We start from the raw sequence: 16,186 nt of genomic DNA, 5'->3' as shown, positions 1-16,186 counted from the left end.
CAGCAGGTCAGAAGGCTCTCACCACAATTGCATGCACGCGAGCATGAAGCTAACCTACAACTGGAGTTGGAGATTAGCTCTGACTCATCAGTCAGCTAGGAGGTTTGGACCATGCTGTTGACCTCGATCGATCCGTTCTTCCAGGAGTTCGAGCGCCAGTTCGACCGCCTGACCCGCCAGACCTTCGGCGGCGGTGCCGCCGTCATGCCGATGGACGGGCTGCGCCGCGACGATGATGTGCTGCTGCGCTTCGACCTGCCCGGCATCGACCCCGGCTCCATCGAGCTGACGATCGACCGCGGCGTGCTCAGCGTCAGCGCGCGCCGCGAGGAGGAGATCGGCGAAAACGAGCGGCAGTTCGTCCGCGAGCGCCCCATGGGCACGTTCACCCGGCGCGTCTACCTCTCCGAGCACCTGGACAGCGAGAAGATCGACGCGGGCTACGCCGACGGCGTGCTCACCGTCCGCATCCCGGTGCTGGAGCGGGCCAGGCCGCGCAAGGTGGAGATCACGCACGGCGAGACCAAGGCCATCAGGGCCTGACCCGCGGTCCGGGGGCGGGCGCCTCCACCGGCCCGCCCCGGAGACCGCGAGGAGGTCCCCATGTCCGACCTGCCCTTCGACGACGAGCTCGCCCCTCTCTACTCCCTCGGGCAGGTGGCGGAGATGCTGCAGGTCCAGCAGGCGTACTTGCGCAGGCTGGATCAGCACGAGGTGATCAGCCCGAGCCGGTCGAGCGGCGGCCAGCGGCGCTACTCCCGTCACGACATCCTGGTCGTCCAGCACGTCACGCGGATGACGGAGGAGGGGATGACGCTCATCGCCATCCGCCGCATCCTGGAGCTCGAACACCAGATCGCCGCCCTGCGCAGGGAGCTCGACGAAGCCCGCGGCCGGCTGCGGGAGCTGGAGGGGCCGCCCAGGAAGAGATGACGGCTCGTGCGCGTACCCGCCGGCCCGTAATCTCATGAACGTGCACAACACGAGATACGCGCCCGCGGGCATGATGTGCAGCGTCGACCACCTGGCGTCCGCGGCCGGGCTGGCGATGCTGGACCGCGGCGGGTCGGCCGCCGACGCGGCCGTCGCCGCCAACGCCGTCCTCTCCGTCGTCGCCCCGCACATGTGCGGCCTGGGCGGCGACCTGTTCGCCCTCGTCCACAGCGCCGCCCCTGGCGGGGGTGTGACGGCGCTGAACGCCTCCGGCCGGGCCGGATCCGGCGCCGATCCCGCCAGGCTGCGCGCGGAGGGCCACGTCCGCATGCCGCACCTGCACGACATCAGGTCCGTGCCCGTGCCGGGTTGCGTGGACGGCTGGCACGCGCTGCACGTCAAGCACGGCCGCCTGCCCATGGCGGAGCTGCTCGGGCCGGCGATCAGGCTGGCCCGCGACGGGTTCCCCGCCTCGCCGCTCATGGTGCAGGGCGCGCGGGCGGCGGCCGGGCGGCGGCGACTTCGCCTCCGTACGCGCCGCGGGCGACCGCGTGACCAGGCCCGGCGTGGCCCGCGCGCTCCAGGCGGTGGCCGAGGGCGGCAGGGACGCCTTCTACCTGGGCGAGTTCGGGCGGGGCCTGATCGAGCTCGGGGCCGGCGAATACACCGAGGCCGACCTGGCCAGGCCGGGCGCCGACTGGGCGGAGCCGCTCAGGGTGCGCGCGTTCGGGCACGACGTCTGGTCGATGCCGCCCAACTCCCAGGGCTACCTGCTGCTGATGTCGCTCGGCATCGTGGACGGGCTCGACCTGCCCCGGTCCCCGCGCCACCCCGTCTGGGCGCATCTGCTGGCCGAGGCCGCCAGGGTCGCCGGGCACGACCGGCTCGACGTGCTGCACGAAGACGCCAAGGACCTGCTCGAACCCTCCGAGATCGCGCGGCGGCGGGCGCTGATCGACCCGGCGGCCCGGCTCCGGCTGCGCGCGCCTGCCAGGCAGGGCGACACGACGTACCTGTGCGCGGTGGACGGCGACGGCATGGGCGTCTCGCTGATCCAGTCGAACGCGTCCGGGTTCGGCAGCATGCTGTTCGAGCCCCGTACCGGGATCAATCTCCACAACCGCGGCATCGGTTTCTCCCTCAAGCCCGGCCACCCCGCCGAATACGGACCGGGCCGCCGGCCGCCGCACACGCTGACGCCGGCGCTGATCACCCGCCCCGACGGGACGCTGCGCACGGTCGTGGGCACGATGGGCGGCGACGCGCAGCCGCAGATCCTGCTGCAGGTCATCACGCGGCTGCTCGGGCACGGGGAGGAGCCGGGACAGGCGATCGCCGCCCCGCGCTGGCGGCTGGGCACCGGCGGGACCGGGTTCGACACGTGGGAGGCGCCCGACGACGCGATCATCGACCTGGAGGAGGGCTCGACCTGGTCCGACGGCCTGGCGGCGCTGGGGCACCGGGTGGCGGCGCTGCCGTACGGGAGCTCGTTCGGGCACGCGCATCTGATCGACGTACGCGCTGACGGGATGCTGGCGGGGGCCGCCGACCCGCGATCCCTGGTGGGCTCGGCGATCGGGCGCTGAGCCCGCGGACCTGTAGGCAAAGAAGCGCCACCGCCCGCCCCAGGGCAGGCCAAGTCGTAGGATTTCGGTCTGCTCCCTGGGTAGGGGGCGCATATGACCGAACAACCTCCAGACCGATACGGCTACGCCGACGAGCAGGAGATCGAGATCGAGGAATGGACCGACGATCTCGGCCTGCGCCATGAGGTCACCGAGGACGACCCGCAGCACAGGGACACCCTCGACGAACGGCTGCGCCGGGAGGCTCCTGAGCGGCCGCACCGCGGTCCGCGCCCCCAGCATCAGCTCGTCCAGCCGGACGAGGGCCTGGCGCCCGACGTGGACGACGAGGAGATCGGGGAGGACTACGAGTCCGCCGACGACCTCCCCGCGGAGGAACGGGCCGTCCGCATCGACCCGGACGAGAACCTCACATAAGCCGCAGCGCCGGCAGCAGCGCATGGAGGTCGTCGACGATCACGTCGGCGGCCTCCGCCTGCGGGCGCTCAGCGTGCAGGTAGCCCCAGGGGCCGCGGCGGAGCAGCGCGGTGCGCATGCCGGCCGCGGCGGCGGGCAGCACGTCGTTGTCGAGCCGGTCACCCACGTAGAGGATCTCGGCGGGCGGGTGCCCGGCGACCGCGGCCACCTTGGCGAAGAACCCGGGCTCCGGCTTGGACACCCCCCATCCCTCGGAAGTGTGCACGGAGTCGGCGGGCAGCTCCATGGCGACGAGGGCGTCATAGGCCCGTCTGGGCTGGTTGCCGGCGATGATCACCTGGTATCCGGCCGCGCCGATGGCGGCCAGGGCGTCGCGCACGTCGGGGTAGAGGTCGCCGGCGTCGAACCGGTTGCGCAGGCCCTCAGGATCGTCGCGCTCCCAGGCGGCCTCCTCCTCACGCAGGTCGAAGCCGGGGCGTACGAGCTCGAAGGCGTCGCCGTGGGGCCGGTCCAGCGCGGCCATGCCGCCGAGCGCGCCCATCAGCACGAAGCTGCTCACCCCGAGCCGGCCGGCCCAGCGCGTCCAGATGCGCGTCTCGTCGATGAGCGTCTCTCCGACGTCGAACACCACGGCCTTGACCATCGATCCCCCTGCTCCGGCAATCACCTACAAGAGGATTTTTCCACGTGATCGGCACAGACCCGGCATGCGGGGACCGGGTGATCGGCCACGCCTCTCGCCGTCCGCGTGGATGGCCGGTTGTGGTGGCATGACCCCTGGAGAGCTGAAATACTCAGCGTGCCCGTTCGAATACGAAGGGACAGGTCGATGGTAGCCATGGCGATCGAATCTCAGGCGACCCAGCCAGAGGAAACCGGCACGCACACATCTCCGGCGGCGGCGTCCAGGCCGAAGCCGGAGGAGGCCTTCGCGCGCGCGCCACAAACCGCAAGAGAGTTGTTCGATGCCCTACCCCCCCTCCCCGGTCACCGGGCCGAGGTCATCGAAGGGAACCTGATCGTGAGCCCGATGGGCAGCCCGGAACACGGCTGGATGGCCGCGGACCTGCACGATGTCCTCCTCCCGGCGAGAAGGGAGCGAGGATGGCGTGGAGCTCCCGGGACCGTGAACATCTGCATCGAAGGACCCCGGGATTCGCTCGCGCCGGACTACGTGCTGTCCCCCGCCGAGTGCCCCCGCTGGGGTGAGGGGGAGTTGCTGTCGTCCGGCGTGCTCATGGTCGCGGAGGTGGTGTCGCGCAGCAGCACGCACACCGACCGGGAGAGCAAGCGGCGTCTCTACGCAGTGGGCGGGGTGCCGGTCTACCTGCTGATCGACCCGATCGCCCCAGAGCCGGCCGTGACCGCGTTCAGCGAGATCAAGGACGGCGTCTACCAGGTGATGTCCACGGTGATCGTCGGCACGCCGATCAAGCTGCCGGCCCCCGTCGGCCTGGAGCTCGACACCTCCATTTTCAAGGTGTGAGCTTCTCCATCGCCTTCGCGATCCGCTTCTCCGACACCGGCGTCGGCGTCCCCAGCGTCTGGGCGAAGAAGCTCACCCGCAGCTCCTCGATCATCCACCGGATCTCCACCACGTCCGGATCCCCGCGCCGCGCCGGATGCAGCTTCTCCAGCACGTCGTGATAGTCGTCCTCGACCTTGTGCACCCGGTCCATCCACTCCTCGTCCCGCCACGGCTCCTCGGGGAGCTTGCCGAGGCGGCGGTCGATCGCCCGGAGATAGCGCAGCACGTCCGACAGGCGCCGGTTGCCGGTGGCCGTGACGAAGCCCGGATAGATGAGCTTGCCCAGCTGGTCGCGGATGTCGTCGGTCGAGGCGCTGTGCCGCATGGCCTCCAGCCGGGCCCCGGCCTCGTGCCAGACGCTCAGGATCTGCTCCACCTTCGCCAGCACGTCCGCCGAGGTGTCGTAGAGGTTGGCCCGCACGTGCTGGTAGAGGCGGTCGAAGCCGACCGGGTCCCAGGCCGGGCCGCCGGTGGCCTGCATGAGCTGGTCGATCGCCGCGTTGACCACGTCGTCGAACAACGCCACCGCCCCGCCGTGCGGGCTGCGTGACAGGGCCAGCTTGGCCTGGTTGGACAGGCCGCCGAGCAGGGACTTGGCCGGGTTGGTGACGTTGAGGAGCAGCAGGCGGCGGACGCCGGGCCAGTGGGAGCGCCGCTGCTCGGCCTGCGTCTCGAAGATCTTGATGGACACCGAGTCGCCGGCGTCCACGAGCGCGGGATAGCCCTTCATCCGGCCCTGCTCGAAGACCTTGGGCAGGGTGCCGAAGCTCCACGTGTGCAGGCCGGTCTGCTCCAGGTCGTCGCCGGCGGCGGACAGGGTCTGGCGCAGGCGCGGCGCCAGCCGGCGCTTGAGCGCGTCGAGGTCTTTGTCCTCGGCCACCGTGCGCTTGCGCTCGTCGATCACCCGGTAGGTGATGCGCAGGTGGTCGGGCACCTGGTCGAGCTGCCAGGCGTCATGCGGCACCCGGACTCCGGTGAGGCGCAGCAGCTCCCGCTCCACGGCCGCGAGCAGCGGCTCGCCGCCCTGCTCGACCGCCGCGAGCACCTGCTTGGCGTAGTTGGGGGCGGGGACGAAGTTGCGGCGCACGTGCTTCGGCAGCGACCTGATCAGCGCGGTGATCAGCTCCTCGCGCAGGCCGGGGATCTGCCAGTCGAAGCCGTCGGAGTTGACCTGGTTGAGGACCTGCAGCGGCACGTGCACGGTCACGCCGTCGGCGTCCGTCCCCGGCTCGAACTGGTAGGTCAGCTTCATCCGCTGGCCGAGCTGCCGCCAGGCGTCGGGGTAGTCGTGGGCGCTGACGTCGGCGCCCTCGTTGACCAGCATCTCCGGCGAGAACGCGAGCAGCTCGGGCTGCTCCTGCCTGGCCTGCTTCCACCACGAGTCGAAGTGCCGGGCCGAGACCACGTCGGCGGGCACCCGCCCGTCGTAGAAGTCGAACAGCGCCTCGTCGTCCACCATGATGTCGCGGCGGCGGGCCCGGTTCTCCAGCTCCTCGACCTCTTCGAGCAGCCTGCGGTTGTCCTTGAGGAAGCGGTGGTGGGTGTCCCAGTCGCCTTCGACCAGCGCGTGCCTGATGAACAGCTCCCGCGACAGGTCGGGGTCGATGCGGCCGTAGTTGACCTTGCGGCCGACGACGAGCGGCACGCCGTAGAGGGTGACCTTCTCCAGCGCGATCACCGCGCCCTGGTTCTTCTCCCAGTGGGGCTCGGAGTAGGTGCGTTTGACCAGGTGCTGGGCGAGCGGCTCGACCCAGTCGGGCTCGATCTTGGCGTTGACGCGCGCCCACAGGCGGGAGGTCTCGACGAGCTCGGCGGACATGACCCACTGCGGCTGCTTCTTGGCCAGCGCCGAGCCGGGGAAGACGGCGAACCGGGCGTTGCGGGCGCCGATGTACTCCTGGATCGGCCTGCGGCCGTCGGAGCCGCGCTTCTCCACGACGTCCTTGACGCCGATGTGCGACAGGAGCCCGACGAGCAGGGACACATGCACGTGGTACGGCTGCGCGGGCTCGCTGTTGGGCTGCGCCCCGAGCGAGTGGCGGAGCTGGCTGTAGATGTCCTGCCACTCGCGGACGCGCAGGTAGTTGAGGAACTCGGCCTTGCACAGCCGCCTGAACGCGCTGGAGGACAGCTCCTTCTGCTTGTCGCGCAGGTAGTTCCAGACGTTGAGGTAGGCCAGGAAGTCGGACTCGGGGTCGGCGAAGCGCCGGTGCTTCTCGTCGGCCTGCTGCTGCTTGTCGGAGGGGCGTTCGCGCGGGTCCTGGATGGACAGGGCGGCGGCGATCACCATGACCTCGCGCAGGCAGCCGTTCTTCTCGGCCTCCAGCACCATGCGGCCCAGCCGCGGGTCGACGGGCAGGCTCGCCAGCTTGCGGCCGACGCCGGTCAGCCGGCTCTGGGCGTCGAACGCGCCCAGCTCGTGCAGCAGGCTCACGCCGTCCTTCACCTGGCGGCGGTCCGGCGGCTCGACGAACGGGAACGCCTCGATGTCGCCCAGCCCGATCGAGGTCATCTGCAGGATGACCGAGGCCAGGTTGGTGCGCAGGATCTCCGGGTCGGTGAACTCGGGCCGGTTGAGGAAGTCTTCTTCCTCGTAGAGCCTGATGCAGATGCCGTCGGAGGTGCGGCCCGAGCGGCCCTTGCGCTGGTTGGCGCTGGCCTGCGAGATGGGCTCGATCGGCAGGCGCTGCACCTTGGTGCGGTGACTGTAGCGGGAGATGCGGGCGAAACCGGGATCGACGACGTATTTGATGCCGGGGACCGTGAGCGACGTCTCCGCCACGTTCGTGGCCAGGACGATGCGGCGGCCGGTGTGCCGCTGGAAGACGCGGTGCTGCTCGGCGGCGCTCAGGCGGGCGTAGAGGGGCAGGATCTCGGTGTTGCGGAACTCGGCCTTGGCCAGGGCGTCGGCGGCGTCGCGGATCTCCCGCTCGCCCGACAGGAACACCAGGACGTCGCCCGGCCCCTCGCTGATCAGCTCCCTGCAGGCCGCCACGATGCCCTGCGTCTGGTCGTCGTCCTCCTCCAGCGGCCGGTAGCGGACCTCGACCGGGTAGGTGCGGCCGGAGACCTCCACGATCGGCGCGTCGTCGAAGTGGCGCGAGAACCGCTCGGGGTCGATCGTGGCGCTGGTGATGATCACCTTGAGGTCGGGGCGCTGGGGCAGCAGCTGTTTCAGGTAGCCGAGGATGAAGTCGATGTTGAGGCTGCGCTCGTGGGCCTCGTCGATGATCAGCGTGTCGTACTGGTCGAGCATCCGGTCGTTCTGCAGCTCGGCCAGCAGGATGCCGTCGGTCATCAGCTTGACCAGGGTGCGGTCGCTCGCCTGGTCGGTGAAGCGCACTTTGTAGCCGACCGTCTCGCCGAGGTCGGTGCCGAGCTCCTCGGCGATGCGCTCGGCGACCGTGCGGGCGGCGATGCGGCGGGGCTGGGTGTGGCCGATCAGCCCGCGTACGCCGCGCCCGAGCTCCAGGCAGATCTTGGGGATCTGGGTGGTCTTACCGGAGCCGGTCTCGCCCGCGATGATCACGACCTGGTGGTCGCGGATGGCCGCGAGGATGTCGTCCTTGCGCTGGGAGACCGGCAGATTTTCCGGATATTTCACCTCTGGTACGGCTTCGCGGCGCCGGGCCAGGCGCTGCTCGGCACGCTCCACGTCGGCGAGGATCTCCGCGACGATCTTGTCGCGGGTGTCGCGCGAGCGAACCCGGCGCATGCCGTCGAGCCGGCGCCGCAGCCGGCGCTGGTCGCGGGGCATGAGCTCGGGCAGGCGAGACTGGAGCTCGGCGAGTGGAGAAGACAACGAAGGTGTTCCCATACTGCTATCAGGATATTTGAGCCCCGCGGCCTCGGAGCCAACCGGCCCATGGTGCCTGATCGCGCGGGTCTCGCGCATCCCAATATCAGCAGGCGGGACGTCAGGGGCCGTCGGCGGCGGCGCGGGCGGCGCCGATGATGCCAGCCTCGTTCTGCAGACCGGCCGGGACCACCGGCGTGTCGATGTGGACGAGCGGCAGGAACTTGTCCGCCTTCTTGCTCACGCCCCCGCCGATGATGATCAGCGACGGCGAGAACAGCATCTCGACGTGCCGCAGATACTCCTCCACCCGCCCGGCCCACTTCTCCCAGCTCAGCTCGTGCTCCTCGCGCGCCCGCGCCGACGCCCGGTGCTCGGCGTCCTTGCCCCGGACCTGGAGGTGCCCCAGCTCGGTGTTGGGCACCAGCTTCCCGTCCGTGAACAGGGCGCTGCCGATCCCCGTGCCGAACGTCAGCACGAGCACCGTCCCCTTCCGGTCCCGTCCCAGCCCGAAGGTCATCTCGGCCGTCCCGGCCGCGTCGGCGTCGTTCAGCACCGTCGCCCCGCCGAACAGCTTCACCGCGTCGACCCCGACCCAGGAGTGGTGCACGTTCGCGGCCGTCAGCACCACCCCGTCCACCACGACGCCGGGAAAGGTCACCCCGACAGGACCGTTCCAGCTGAAATGCGCGACGACGGCGGCCACCACTTCTGCCACCTCATCGGGCTTGGCCGGCTGCGGCGTCTCGATCCGCAACCGCTCCTGCGTCAGCTCGCCGGCCTCGGTGTCGACGGGCGCGCCCTTGATTCCGGAACCACCGATATCGATGCCCAAAACTTTCATGGTTCTCCTTCTCCCCCGCACGGCGCGGAAAAACTCCCGCGCCGCTATTTCCGGGCCTGACTGAACCCACTCCACGCCCTCCGCGTATCTCGCGTCACAAGCGCTAACTAGGAGGCAACGGATGCGGCCTCGCATCATCACACTCTGCGCTGTTGCGGTTGTTTTGGGAGCGACTCTCACCACTCCCGCACACGCCACCACCAGGACTCGTTTCGACGTGATCAACCTTGTGTCGGACATCAAGGGCAAAGCCCCGGTCACCGACCCCAAGGTCGTCAACCCATGGGGCCTGGCCATGGGCAAGACTCTGTGGGTTTCGAACACCGGAACCGGCAGCGCCACCGTCTACTCCGGCACGGGAAAGAAGGAGCAGACGGAAGTGGCCATTCCGGGCGGCGCCCCGACTGGCCAGGTGTTCAACCCGGGCGATGGCTTCACCGTCAAGGGCAAGCCCGCCACGTTCATCTTCTCCAGCCCGAGCGGCGCCATCACCGGCTGGAACGCCGAGGTGGATCCGGCCAACGCGGTCATCGCGGCGTTCACCCGCGGCGCCGACTACAAGGGACTCGAGCTGGCGGAGACGGACGACGGAGCATTCCTGCTGGCCGCGGACTTCGCCAGCGGGCGCATCCACGCCTTCAACGAGGACTTCGAGCGCATCAAGCTGTCCCGCTGGCAGTTCAGGGACTCCTCCATCCCCTCGACGTACAAGGCCTACAACGTCGCCGTCGCCAACGGCAACATCTGGGTCTCCTACGCCCTGCGCGACCAGACCACCGGCAAGCCCGTCTTCGGCGCCGGCAAGGGCTTCGTGAGCCGTTACGACGGTGACGGACGTCTGACCGGCCGCATCTCCAGGGTCGGGCTCAACGCCCCCTGGGGCCTGACCGCCGCCCCCAAGGGCTGGGGCCAGTACGCGGGCGCGCTGCTGGTCGGCAACTTCGGCGACGGCACCGTGCAGGCCTACAAGAACGGCCGTCACCTGGGCTCGCTGCGCTCGGCCAACGGCCAGCCGATCGTGCTGCCCGGTCTCTGGGACCTCGAGCCCGGCACCGCGGCCACCGGCGGCGAGAGCTCCCTGTGGTTCTCCGCGGGCATCGACGGCACCAAGCACGGCCTGATCGGCGTGATCGCCCCTCAGGGTACGAAGGTGAGCTCCAGCGGCACTCCGTCGAGCACACCGTCGGCCACCCCGACCGATCACTCCGGCCACAAGTCGAGCGCCCCCACTACCCAGCCACCCTCCCAGAATCCCTACGGCGGGTACTGACCAGGCGCTCTTGCGCCGCCGCTCCCAGTCAAGGCGAGAAGCGCAGCTCGCTGAGCACGGCTGGGGGCGGCGGTCCTATGACGTTTCCGGCGCGGTTGGCGCGAGCCGCGCCGGAAACAAACCCCACTCGCCCGGTTCCGGGGCGCCGCGTCTACAGTCGGGGCCGTGAGTGAGCGAAGCTTCAGCGAATGGCTCAGGCGGCAGTGCGAGCCCGAGTGGACGGCGGTGGTGACGCACCCGTTCGCCATGGCGATCACGACGGGCGCGGCGGCCGGCGACGACATGCGGCGTTACCTGGAGCAGGACTTCCAGTTCGTGGACTCCTTCACGGCGCTGCTCGGGGCGGCCGTGGCCAGTGCCGACACGTTCGAGGCGCGGGTGCCGTACGGGCAGTTCCTCGGCCAGGTGGCGACCACGGAGGAGAAGACGTACTTCCATCGGGCCCTGGCAGAGCTGGGCGGGCGCACCGACGCCGCGCCCGAGCCGGTGACGGCGGCGTTCCAGCAGCTCATGGCCGAGGTGCGTGCGGGACAGGACTACCTGCTGATCGCCACCGTGCTCTGCGTGGCCGAGTGGTGCTACCTGGGCTGGGCCTCGCGGGCCGTGGAGCCGCTGCCGGAGAGCTTCGTCCACCGGGAGTGGATCGAGCTGCACGAGGGCGCGGAGTTCCGCTCCTGGGTGGCCTTCCTGCGCGGCGAGCTCGACCGGCTGGGCGCGGCGCTCGGCGAGGAGCGGCGCCAGGAGGTGCTCCAGGTGTTCCGCCGGACGGTGGAGCTGGAACGGGCCTTCTTCGACGTGGCCGCCGCCTGGGTCAGCCGAGCACGGCCGCCAGGTCGCCGAACGTCCGGTAGTGCAGCCCCGTCATGCCGAGCGCCCGCGCGGCCTCCACGTTCGGCAGCCGGTCGTCGATGAACAGGCAGCGCTCGGCCGCGACCCCGGCGCGTTCGACGGCGATCTCGTAGATCCGCCTGTCGGGCTTGGCCACGCCGACCCTGGCGCTGCTGACCACGTCGTCGGCGAAGTAGGTGAGCCCGAGCTGGTCCATGTGCAGCTCCAGCGTGTCCATGGCGTTGGTCACGATGATCACGGGCACGTGCTGCTGCACCCTGGCCAGCAGCGCCCTGACCTCCTCGTCCACCCAGAACCGCACCCGTATGAACTCCCCCACGGCCGCGCGCGCCCGCTCGTCGCCGCCCAGCGCCAGGGCGATGGACTCGGCCCACTGCTCCTCGCTGACGTGGCCGAGCGTCGGCGGCATGATCAGCTCGGGGTCGAAGGCCGTCTTCATCAGCGGCAGACCGTATCTGGCCTCGATGTCGGCCTGGGCGGCGTGGTCGAACTGGCGCAGCACGCCGTCGAAGTCTGAGAGAACCGCGTCAAAGGGGATCACAGCCCCCCATTGTGCCGGGTGAGCGCGCCGGCGTCGCGGCCGCCGGATTTTCGCCACCCGCCCCAGGTGCGGGGGCGACCGGCGGCATTACCATCTCCGAGACAGGATTCGGTATCGGAATGGTAGGGCATGGACGATCATCAGCTGCCACGAGAGCTGTGCCAGCTGTTCACCGACGGCGGCAGGGAGCGCCGGCTGCCCGCGGGGCTGCCCCCCGGCGACGTGGTCTGGCCGGATCCGACCTACACCCATCAGGGCGAGGCGGTCAGGCCGGCGTTCTGGATGAGCGACGAGCCGGCGGCCGGCGAGGACTGGGCACGGCTGCGCGCCTGGCATCCGCACAGCGGTCTGTGGCCGGTCCTGCTGGACGAGTCGGCGCAGCCTTGGGGCATCGGCCAGATCGTGCCGGACGACCCGCGCCTGATCGACCACTTCACCGCCGAGGGGTTCATGACCGAGGTGTGGCAGGAGTGGGTGTCGCAGATGCCGCAGGACGCGCTGGAGGAGCTGGAGCCGTACGGCGCCCTCTGCCCCGGCACGGCCGCGCCCGGGGTGCTGAAGGCCGATCCCGAGGCGGTCGCCGGCTGGCTCGCGGGCGAGCTGGCCGCCAAGGCGATGCCGCTCGGCCTGGTCGCGGCCGCGCGGGGCTCCGACGCGCTGGCGGTCATGGGCTGGCAGGGCGCGCTGCACCACAACGAGTGGATGGTGCCCATGGCGGCGGTGGTGCGGAGCTGGGAGGACCGGTTCGGGGTGCGGGTGGTGAGCGTCGGCTTCAACACGCTGGAGCTGAGCGTGGCCGCGCCGCCCGCCGATCCTGAGCACGCGCTGCACGTGGCCGCCGAGCATTGGGCGTTCTGCCCCGACAACGTCGTCCAGGGCCCCGGCGACCTGCAGGCCTACGCCGAGCAGATCATCGGCGCGCACGCGTGGTCGTTCTGGTGGGACTGAATCCCGCTTTTACGCTCGCGTTCGGCGTCGAGCCGCCCAAGGCTCCGGCCGGAGCCTTGGGCGCGACCGAGGTGTGACGGGTTTCAAGGGATGTGTGCCACGGCGCCGTAGCTGCCCGACGAGCTCGGCTGCTCGAAGCAGGCGGGCTCGTGACCGTCGGGCCGCCATTCCGGCACCCACACCAACCCCGGATCTACCAGCACCAGACCGTCGAGCAACGCCTTGACCTCCTCCCGGGTGCGAATCGCGTGGCCGGGAAGTGTCATCGCCACCAGGTCGTGAATGGCGGACAGCAACTCCGGCGGGATTCCGTCGAACGTGGTCTGCAGCAGGGACAGGTAGCTCCGTTCAGGCACCACCTGCCGGATCCGTTTGATCACGTAGTGGAAGTGCTCGTCGTCGTTCAGACTGTGAGTCGACAGCAGCAGCACGGCCATGGGCCGGTCCCAGTCGAGGAACGTCTGCACGACCCGGTCGTCGAGGACGTCGTCGATCTCGCGGATGTCGCCCTCTACGACACGTACGAGGTCGGTGACGGGCTCGATCGTGGCCCTGGCTCCGGCCAGCACCATCGGGTCGCTCTCCACGTACACGACACGGGCCGACGCGGCGCACAGGGCGTCACGGGCTATGTCGTGCAGTTGCCTGCCGGCGGGCAGGCCGCTGGGGACACCGCTCCCGACGATCACGAACTGGTCCACACCCTCGGTCGCGAGGTGACGGACAACGCGGCATAAATAATGAAGTACGGCCCGCGCGGCGGTCGTCGTGACGGGAGCTGCCTGGTCGTAGCGGCGCATTGCGTCTCTGTCCGCCACGAAATTGTTCTTTCCACCCGCGGCGGCATCGAGAATGCGGGTGATCCTCGCTTGGGTCATGTCCAGCTTCGCCAAGTTTCGGATGGCACGCTGACGCATTGAGTGTTGCCCCTTTCCCCTCGCCCACTATCTCGGGAAAAGCTGATCCTTTCGGACCCCACTCGATGACCCAGACCATATGATCCTCGCTACACCGAGGAAGACAACCGGAAAACCTATTAGTTTTCGGTATATGTGCGTTACCTCGGTTATGCGTAATGATCTCGCACTCAGGAAACAGATCACTTTCCGAGCGAACGCGAAAGCCTCTCGCGATGGAAATTCAGCACCTCGAACGTCTCGTCGCGCGTGGTGGTCGTCACCGACAGCTTCGTGAACGCCTGGTGGTACGCCTCCACCGTGGCGGTCTCGGTGATCAGCTCCTCCGACTCGATGCCGTGGGCGCACGCGATGTCGGGCTCGAACGCCTCGGCGAAGCGCCAGAGCGTGAACGGGCCGGTGCGCGGCACGTAGGCGGGGTCGTCCATCGGCACGACGTGCAGCGAGACGTTGGGCCGCTTGGCGTGGTCGATCAGCATGTCGAGCTGCCGGAGCTGGACGTGCTGCCCGACGATCGACCGCAGCAGGACACTCTCGTCGATCACCGCCCACACCACGATCCCGCCGTCGCGCGCCACGGCCTCCTGGCGGGCCATCACCAGGGCCAGCGCCTCCTCGACGGTCTGCTGCCCGAGGGTCGCGGGCCCGGCCACGGCGATGGCGGCCCTGGCGTATTCCTCGGTCTGCAGCAGCGGCGGCACGAACTGGGTGTGATAGGTGCGGATCACCGTGGCCCGTTGTTCGAGCGCGTAGGTGGTGGCCAGCCAGACCGGCACCGAGTGCGCGTCGTACCAGGCGGCCTCGCGCTCGCCCCTGGCCAGCGACAGCACGTATTCGCGGATGGGCGGGGCGGCGACGCCGTAGACGGTGAGCAGGCGTTCGACGGTGATGGGGGCGGGGGCCAGCCGGCCCTCCTCGATGGCGGGGACCGCGGCGGCGCCCCTGCCCATGGCGGTCTCGACCTGCTCCACGGAGAACTGGGCGGCCAGCCGCAGGCCGTGCAGCCGCTTGCCGAGCGCCCGGCGCTGCGGCCCGCTCAGCGGCGCGACCGCGTCGGGGATGTCGGAGGTGGGCTCCGGCTCCTCGGGCAGGCCCTCGGCCCTGCGGGCGAGCTCGACCACGCCGCGCAGCACGGCCAGCGAGCTCTCCGACAGCCCGGAGGCGGACAGGCCGATGGTGGCCGCCCGCAACTGGAGGTCCTCCACCGTGCCCGACTCGAGATGGTCGTCGCCGACCAGCCAGCCCACGCTCACCTGGAGGCAGGAGGCCAGGGCTCTGAGCACCTGGAGTGTCGGGTTGGTCTGCTTGCCCGTGCGCAACTGGCTGACGTAGGCGCGGGTGATGGGGATGCCCGCCTCCGTCAGCGTGGAGGCGACCTGCGCGCCGGTGAAACCGCGCTTGGTCAGCGCGAGATCGAGCCGCTCGGCGAAGTTCGCCACGGCACACCTCCCTACCGCCCGTGAACATTTCCAGCGTAAGGGACTCAGGCCCCACTGTCCCCTGCCATGCGGGCAAGCTCTGCCCGCGCTGGCAGCTATCAACTTATGCGGAAACTGTCAGTTGACATAGCCCTAGCCGTCAGCGGACTATCGGAGCGTGTGGTAACTGAGACTTAACAGTCAAGGGGTTCTGGAGAGTTCTCCGACGAGGAGGTGGCCGGACGTGACCATGGATTCCGCGGACATCAGTTCCCGGTTCCTCGATGATCCGGCGTACCACGGGCAGGAACGAGTGGTCCAACGCGTCTGCGCACGTGTTGCGGGCACCGACGTACATGTGGCGAGCCTGCCGCTCGGCGGTGTCCAGGTCTGGCTGGACGAGCCCGGTCACCGCTGGCGGTTCTACCACCGGATGGCCCGCGAGCTGCGGCTGGCCGGATGGCACACCGAGACGGGACCTGATCGGCTGCTGTTGCTCGGGTGGAGTGCGGTCTGCCTGAGCCACCGCGCCAGAATGCTGGGCGCGGCCCTGAGCGGGCGGCTGGCCGACTTCGACAAGACGGCGTTCATGGCCGTCATGATCTCCACCCGGCTGTGTCACGAGGGATTCCCGATCGAGGGGCTTCCGGCCGAAGTGGAGGCTCGCTGCGGCGACGCGCTGCGCTGGCCCGCCCGGCTGGCCGATCTCGACGGCCTCGAACGCAGGTCGTCGCTGGAGCCGCTGAGGCTCAGACTGGCCCAGGTGGCCGGTCTGGAGGCCAAGGTGAGCCGTCGCTGTGGCGAGCATCTCTCGCTCGCCTCGAAAGTCGCGCGTGCGGTGGCCGGTGGTGCGGAACCGGGCTCCCTGCGCGCGAGCCAGTCTCCAACGAGTCAATCCCGTACGGGTCAGTCCCGTGCGGGGCAGTCACGGGCGGCCCAGTCGTCCACGGATCGTCCGGCCATGGCCGGGCCGTCCACGACAGGGCCGCGGGCCGGGCTGACGGAGCGCATGGTCTGCGTCAGCGTGCCCAACAACGTGACCACGAGCAAGCGGACGACGACGCGATGACGCCAAGACTTCTCTCCGGGTGTCCGGCGATCCAGCCGGACGGGCCGAGCGTGCGCACGCTCGGCCCGGC

15 protein-coding genes and 1 pseudogene are annotated in these 16,186 nt (G+C 69.9%); 10 read left to right on the top strand and 6 right to left on the bottom strand.

Features of this window, described 5'->3' with window-relative positions; translation table 11 throughout:
• The first annotated feature begins 111 nt into the window (after positions 1–111).
• From ABEA43_RS07520 to ABEA43_RS07500, 5 genes and pseudogenes are all read left to right on the top strand, one after another.
• On the top strand, positions 112–543 hold the full coding sequence (locus tag ABEA43_RS07520) for an Hsp20/alpha crystallin family protein (RefSeq protein ID WP_345559879.1): 432 nt from the start codon (positions 112–114) through the stop codon (positions 541–543).
• A gap of 60 nt (positions 544–603) precedes the next feature.
• Complete coding sequence (locus ABEA43_RS07515; RefSeq protein ID WP_345559878.1) at positions 604–933, top strand: MerR family transcriptional regulator; 330 nt, start codon at positions 604–606, stop codon at positions 931–933.
• A gap of 34 nt (positions 934–967) precedes the next feature.
• Positions 968–1,369, top strand: a pseudogene (locus ABEA43_RS07510) (gamma-glutamyltransferase); the annotation flags it as partial.
• A gap of 115 nt (positions 1,370–1,484) precedes the next feature.
• Positions 1,485–2,519 carry a gamma-glutamyltransferase gene (locus ABEA43_RS07505; protein ID WP_345559877.1) on the top strand — a complete coding sequence of 345 codons (1,035 nt, stop codon included), beginning with the start codon at positions 1,485–1,487 and terminating at the stop codon, positions 2,517–2,519.
• Positions 2,520–2,612: 93 nt separating this feature from the next.
• Positions 2,613–2,936 (top strand): DUF5709 domain-containing protein, encoded by a 324-nt coding sequence (locus ABEA43_RS07500; protein WP_345559876.1) that lies wholly within the window; start codon positions 2,613–2,615, stop codon positions 2,934–2,936.
• On the opposite strand, the gene ABEA43_RS07495 is transcribed toward ABEA43_RS07500, so the two are convergent.
• The gene (locus ABEA43_RS07495; RefSeq protein ID WP_345560780.1) at positions 2,929–3,579 is read right to left on the bottom strand and encodes an HAD family hydrolase; all 651 of its coding nucleotides are present in this window, start codon (positions 3,577–3,579) and stop codon (positions 2,929–2,931) included. The genes ABEA43_RS07500 and ABEA43_RS07495 overlap by 8 nt on opposite strands.
• Positions 3,580–3,765: 186 nt before the next feature.
• Here ABEA43_RS07495 and ABEA43_RS07490 point away from each other — a divergent pair, with 186 nt between their 5' ends.
• Positions 3,766–4,422, top strand: a complete 657-nt coding sequence (locus ABEA43_RS07490; RefSeq protein ID WP_345559875.1) for a Uma2 family endonuclease — start codon at positions 3,766–3,768, stop codon at positions 4,420–4,422.
• Here ABEA43_RS07490 and hrpA read toward each other — a convergent pair.
• Positions 4,412–8,281 carry an ATP-dependent RNA helicase HrpA gene (gene hrpA, locus ABEA43_RS07485; protein WP_345559874.1) on the bottom strand — a complete coding sequence of 1,290 codons (3,870 nt, stop codon included), beginning with the start codon at positions 8,279–8,281 and terminating at the stop codon, positions 4,412–4,414. The two genes, ABEA43_RS07490 and hrpA, sit on opposite strands and share 11 nt — an antisense overlap.
• 100 nt (positions 8,282–8,381) lie before the next feature.
• Complete coding sequence (ppgK, locus tag ABEA43_RS07480) at positions 8,382–9,104, bottom strand: polyphosphate--glucose phosphotransferase (protein ID WP_345559873.1); 723 nt, start codon at positions 9,102–9,104, stop codon at positions 8,382–8,384.
• Between the two features lie 217 nt (positions 9,105–9,321).
• Here ppgK and ABEA43_RS07475 point away from each other — a divergent pair, with 217 nt between their 5' ends.
• Both ABEA43_RS07475 and ABEA43_RS07470 read left to right on the top strand, forming a co-directional pair.
• Entirely contained in the window at positions 9,322–10,374 is a 1,053-nt protein-coding gene (locus ABEA43_RS07475; protein WP_345559872.1) for a TIGR03118 family protein, read from the top strand.
• Positions 10,375–10,539: 165 nt separating this feature from the next.
• The gene (locus tag ABEA43_RS07470; protein WP_345559871.1) at positions 10,540–11,286 is read left to right on the top strand and encodes a TenA family protein; all 747 of its coding nucleotides are present in this window, start codon (positions 10,540–10,542) and stop codon (positions 11,284–11,286) included.
• On the opposite strand, the gene ABEA43_RS07465 is transcribed toward ABEA43_RS07470, so the two are convergent.
• A complete protein-coding gene (locus ABEA43_RS07465) occupies positions 11,186–11,764 on the bottom strand; it encodes an HAD family hydrolase (protein WP_345559870.1) in 579 nt (192 codons plus the stop codon). The genes ABEA43_RS07470 and ABEA43_RS07465 overlap by 101 nt on opposite strands.
• Positions 11,765–11,893: 129 nt before the next feature.
• Here ABEA43_RS07465 and ABEA43_RS07460 point away from each other — a divergent pair, with 129 nt between their 5' ends.
• Positions 11,894–12,712, top strand: a complete 819-nt coding sequence (locus ABEA43_RS07460; RefSeq protein WP_345559869.1) for a DUF4253 domain-containing protein — start codon at positions 11,894–11,896, stop codon at positions 12,710–12,712.
• Positions 12,713–12,795: 83 nt separating this feature from the next.
• Here the strand turns inward: ABEA43_RS07460 and ABEA43_RS07455 are convergent, their stop codons facing one another.
• Together ABEA43_RS07455 and ABEA43_RS07450 are read right to left on the bottom strand one after the other, a co-directional pair.
• Positions 12,796–13,590: an SAM-dependent methyltransferase gene (locus ABEA43_RS07455; protein ID WP_345560779.1), complete on the bottom strand. Its 795-nt coding sequence runs from the start codon at positions 13,588–13,590 to the stop codon at positions 12,796–12,798.
• Between the two features lie 221 nt (positions 13,591–13,811).
• The gene (locus ABEA43_RS07450) at positions 13,812–15,068 is read right to left on the bottom strand and encodes a Scr1 family TA system antitoxin-like transcriptional regulator (protein WP_345559868.1); all 1,257 of its coding nucleotides are present in this window, start codon (positions 15,066–15,068) and stop codon (positions 13,812–13,814) included.
• A 223-nt stretch (positions 15,069–15,291) separates the two neighbouring features.
• On the opposite strand from ABEA43_RS07450, the gene ABEA43_RS07445 reads away from it, so the two are divergent.
• Positions 15,292–16,116 (top strand): hypothetical protein, encoded by an 825-nt coding sequence (locus ABEA43_RS07445; protein WP_345559867.1) that lies wholly within the window; start codon positions 15,292–15,294, stop codon positions 16,114–16,116.
• Positions 16,117–16,186 lie beyond the last annotated feature (70 nt).

It is taken from the genome of Nonomuraea rosea (assembly GCF_039539705.1).
Classification (GTDB): domain Bacteria; phylum Actinomycetota; class Actinomycetes; order Streptosporangiales; family Streptosporangiaceae; genus Nonomuraea; species Nonomuraea rosea.
The sequence above is the reverse complement of the archived record's forward strand: the minus strand, read 5'-3'. Positions and strand labels throughout refer to the sequence as shown.

Coding starts and splice junctions, on each gene's coding strand:
- ABEA43_RS07500 (WP_345559876.1), top strand. CDS start 2,613: ATGACCGAACAACCTCCAGACCGATACGGCTACGCCGACGAGCAGGAG.
- ABEA43_RS07520 (WP_345559879.1), top strand. CDS start 112: ATGCTGTTGACCTCGATCGATCCGTTCTTCCAGGAGTTCGAGCGCCAG.
- ABEA43_RS07490 (WP_345559875.1), top strand. CDS start 3,766: ATGGTAGCCATGGCGATCGAATCTCAGGCGACCCAGCCAGAGGAAACC.
- ABEA43_RS07495 (WP_345560780.1), bottom strand. CDS start 3,579: ATGGTCAAGGCCGTGGTGTTCGACGTCGGAGAGACGCTCATCGACGAG.
- ABEA43_RS07455 (WP_345560779.1), bottom strand. CDS start 13,590: ATGACCCAAGCGAGGATCACCCGCATTCTCGATGCCGCCGCGGGTGGA.
- hrpA (WP_345559874.1), bottom strand. CDS start 8,281: ATGGGAACACCTTCGTTGTCTTCTCCACTCGCCGAGCTCCAGTCTCGC.
- ABEA43_RS07515 (WP_345559878.1), top strand. CDS start 604: ATGTCCGACCTGCCCTTCGACGACGAGCTCGCCCCTCTCTACTCCCTC.
- ppgK (WP_345559873.1), bottom strand. CDS start 9,104: ATGAAAGTTTTGGGCATCGATATCGGTGGTTCCGGAATCAAGGGCGCG.
- ABEA43_RS07460 (WP_345559869.1), top strand. CDS start 11,894: ATGGACGATCATCAGCTGCCACGAGAGCTGTGCCAGCTGTTCACCGAC.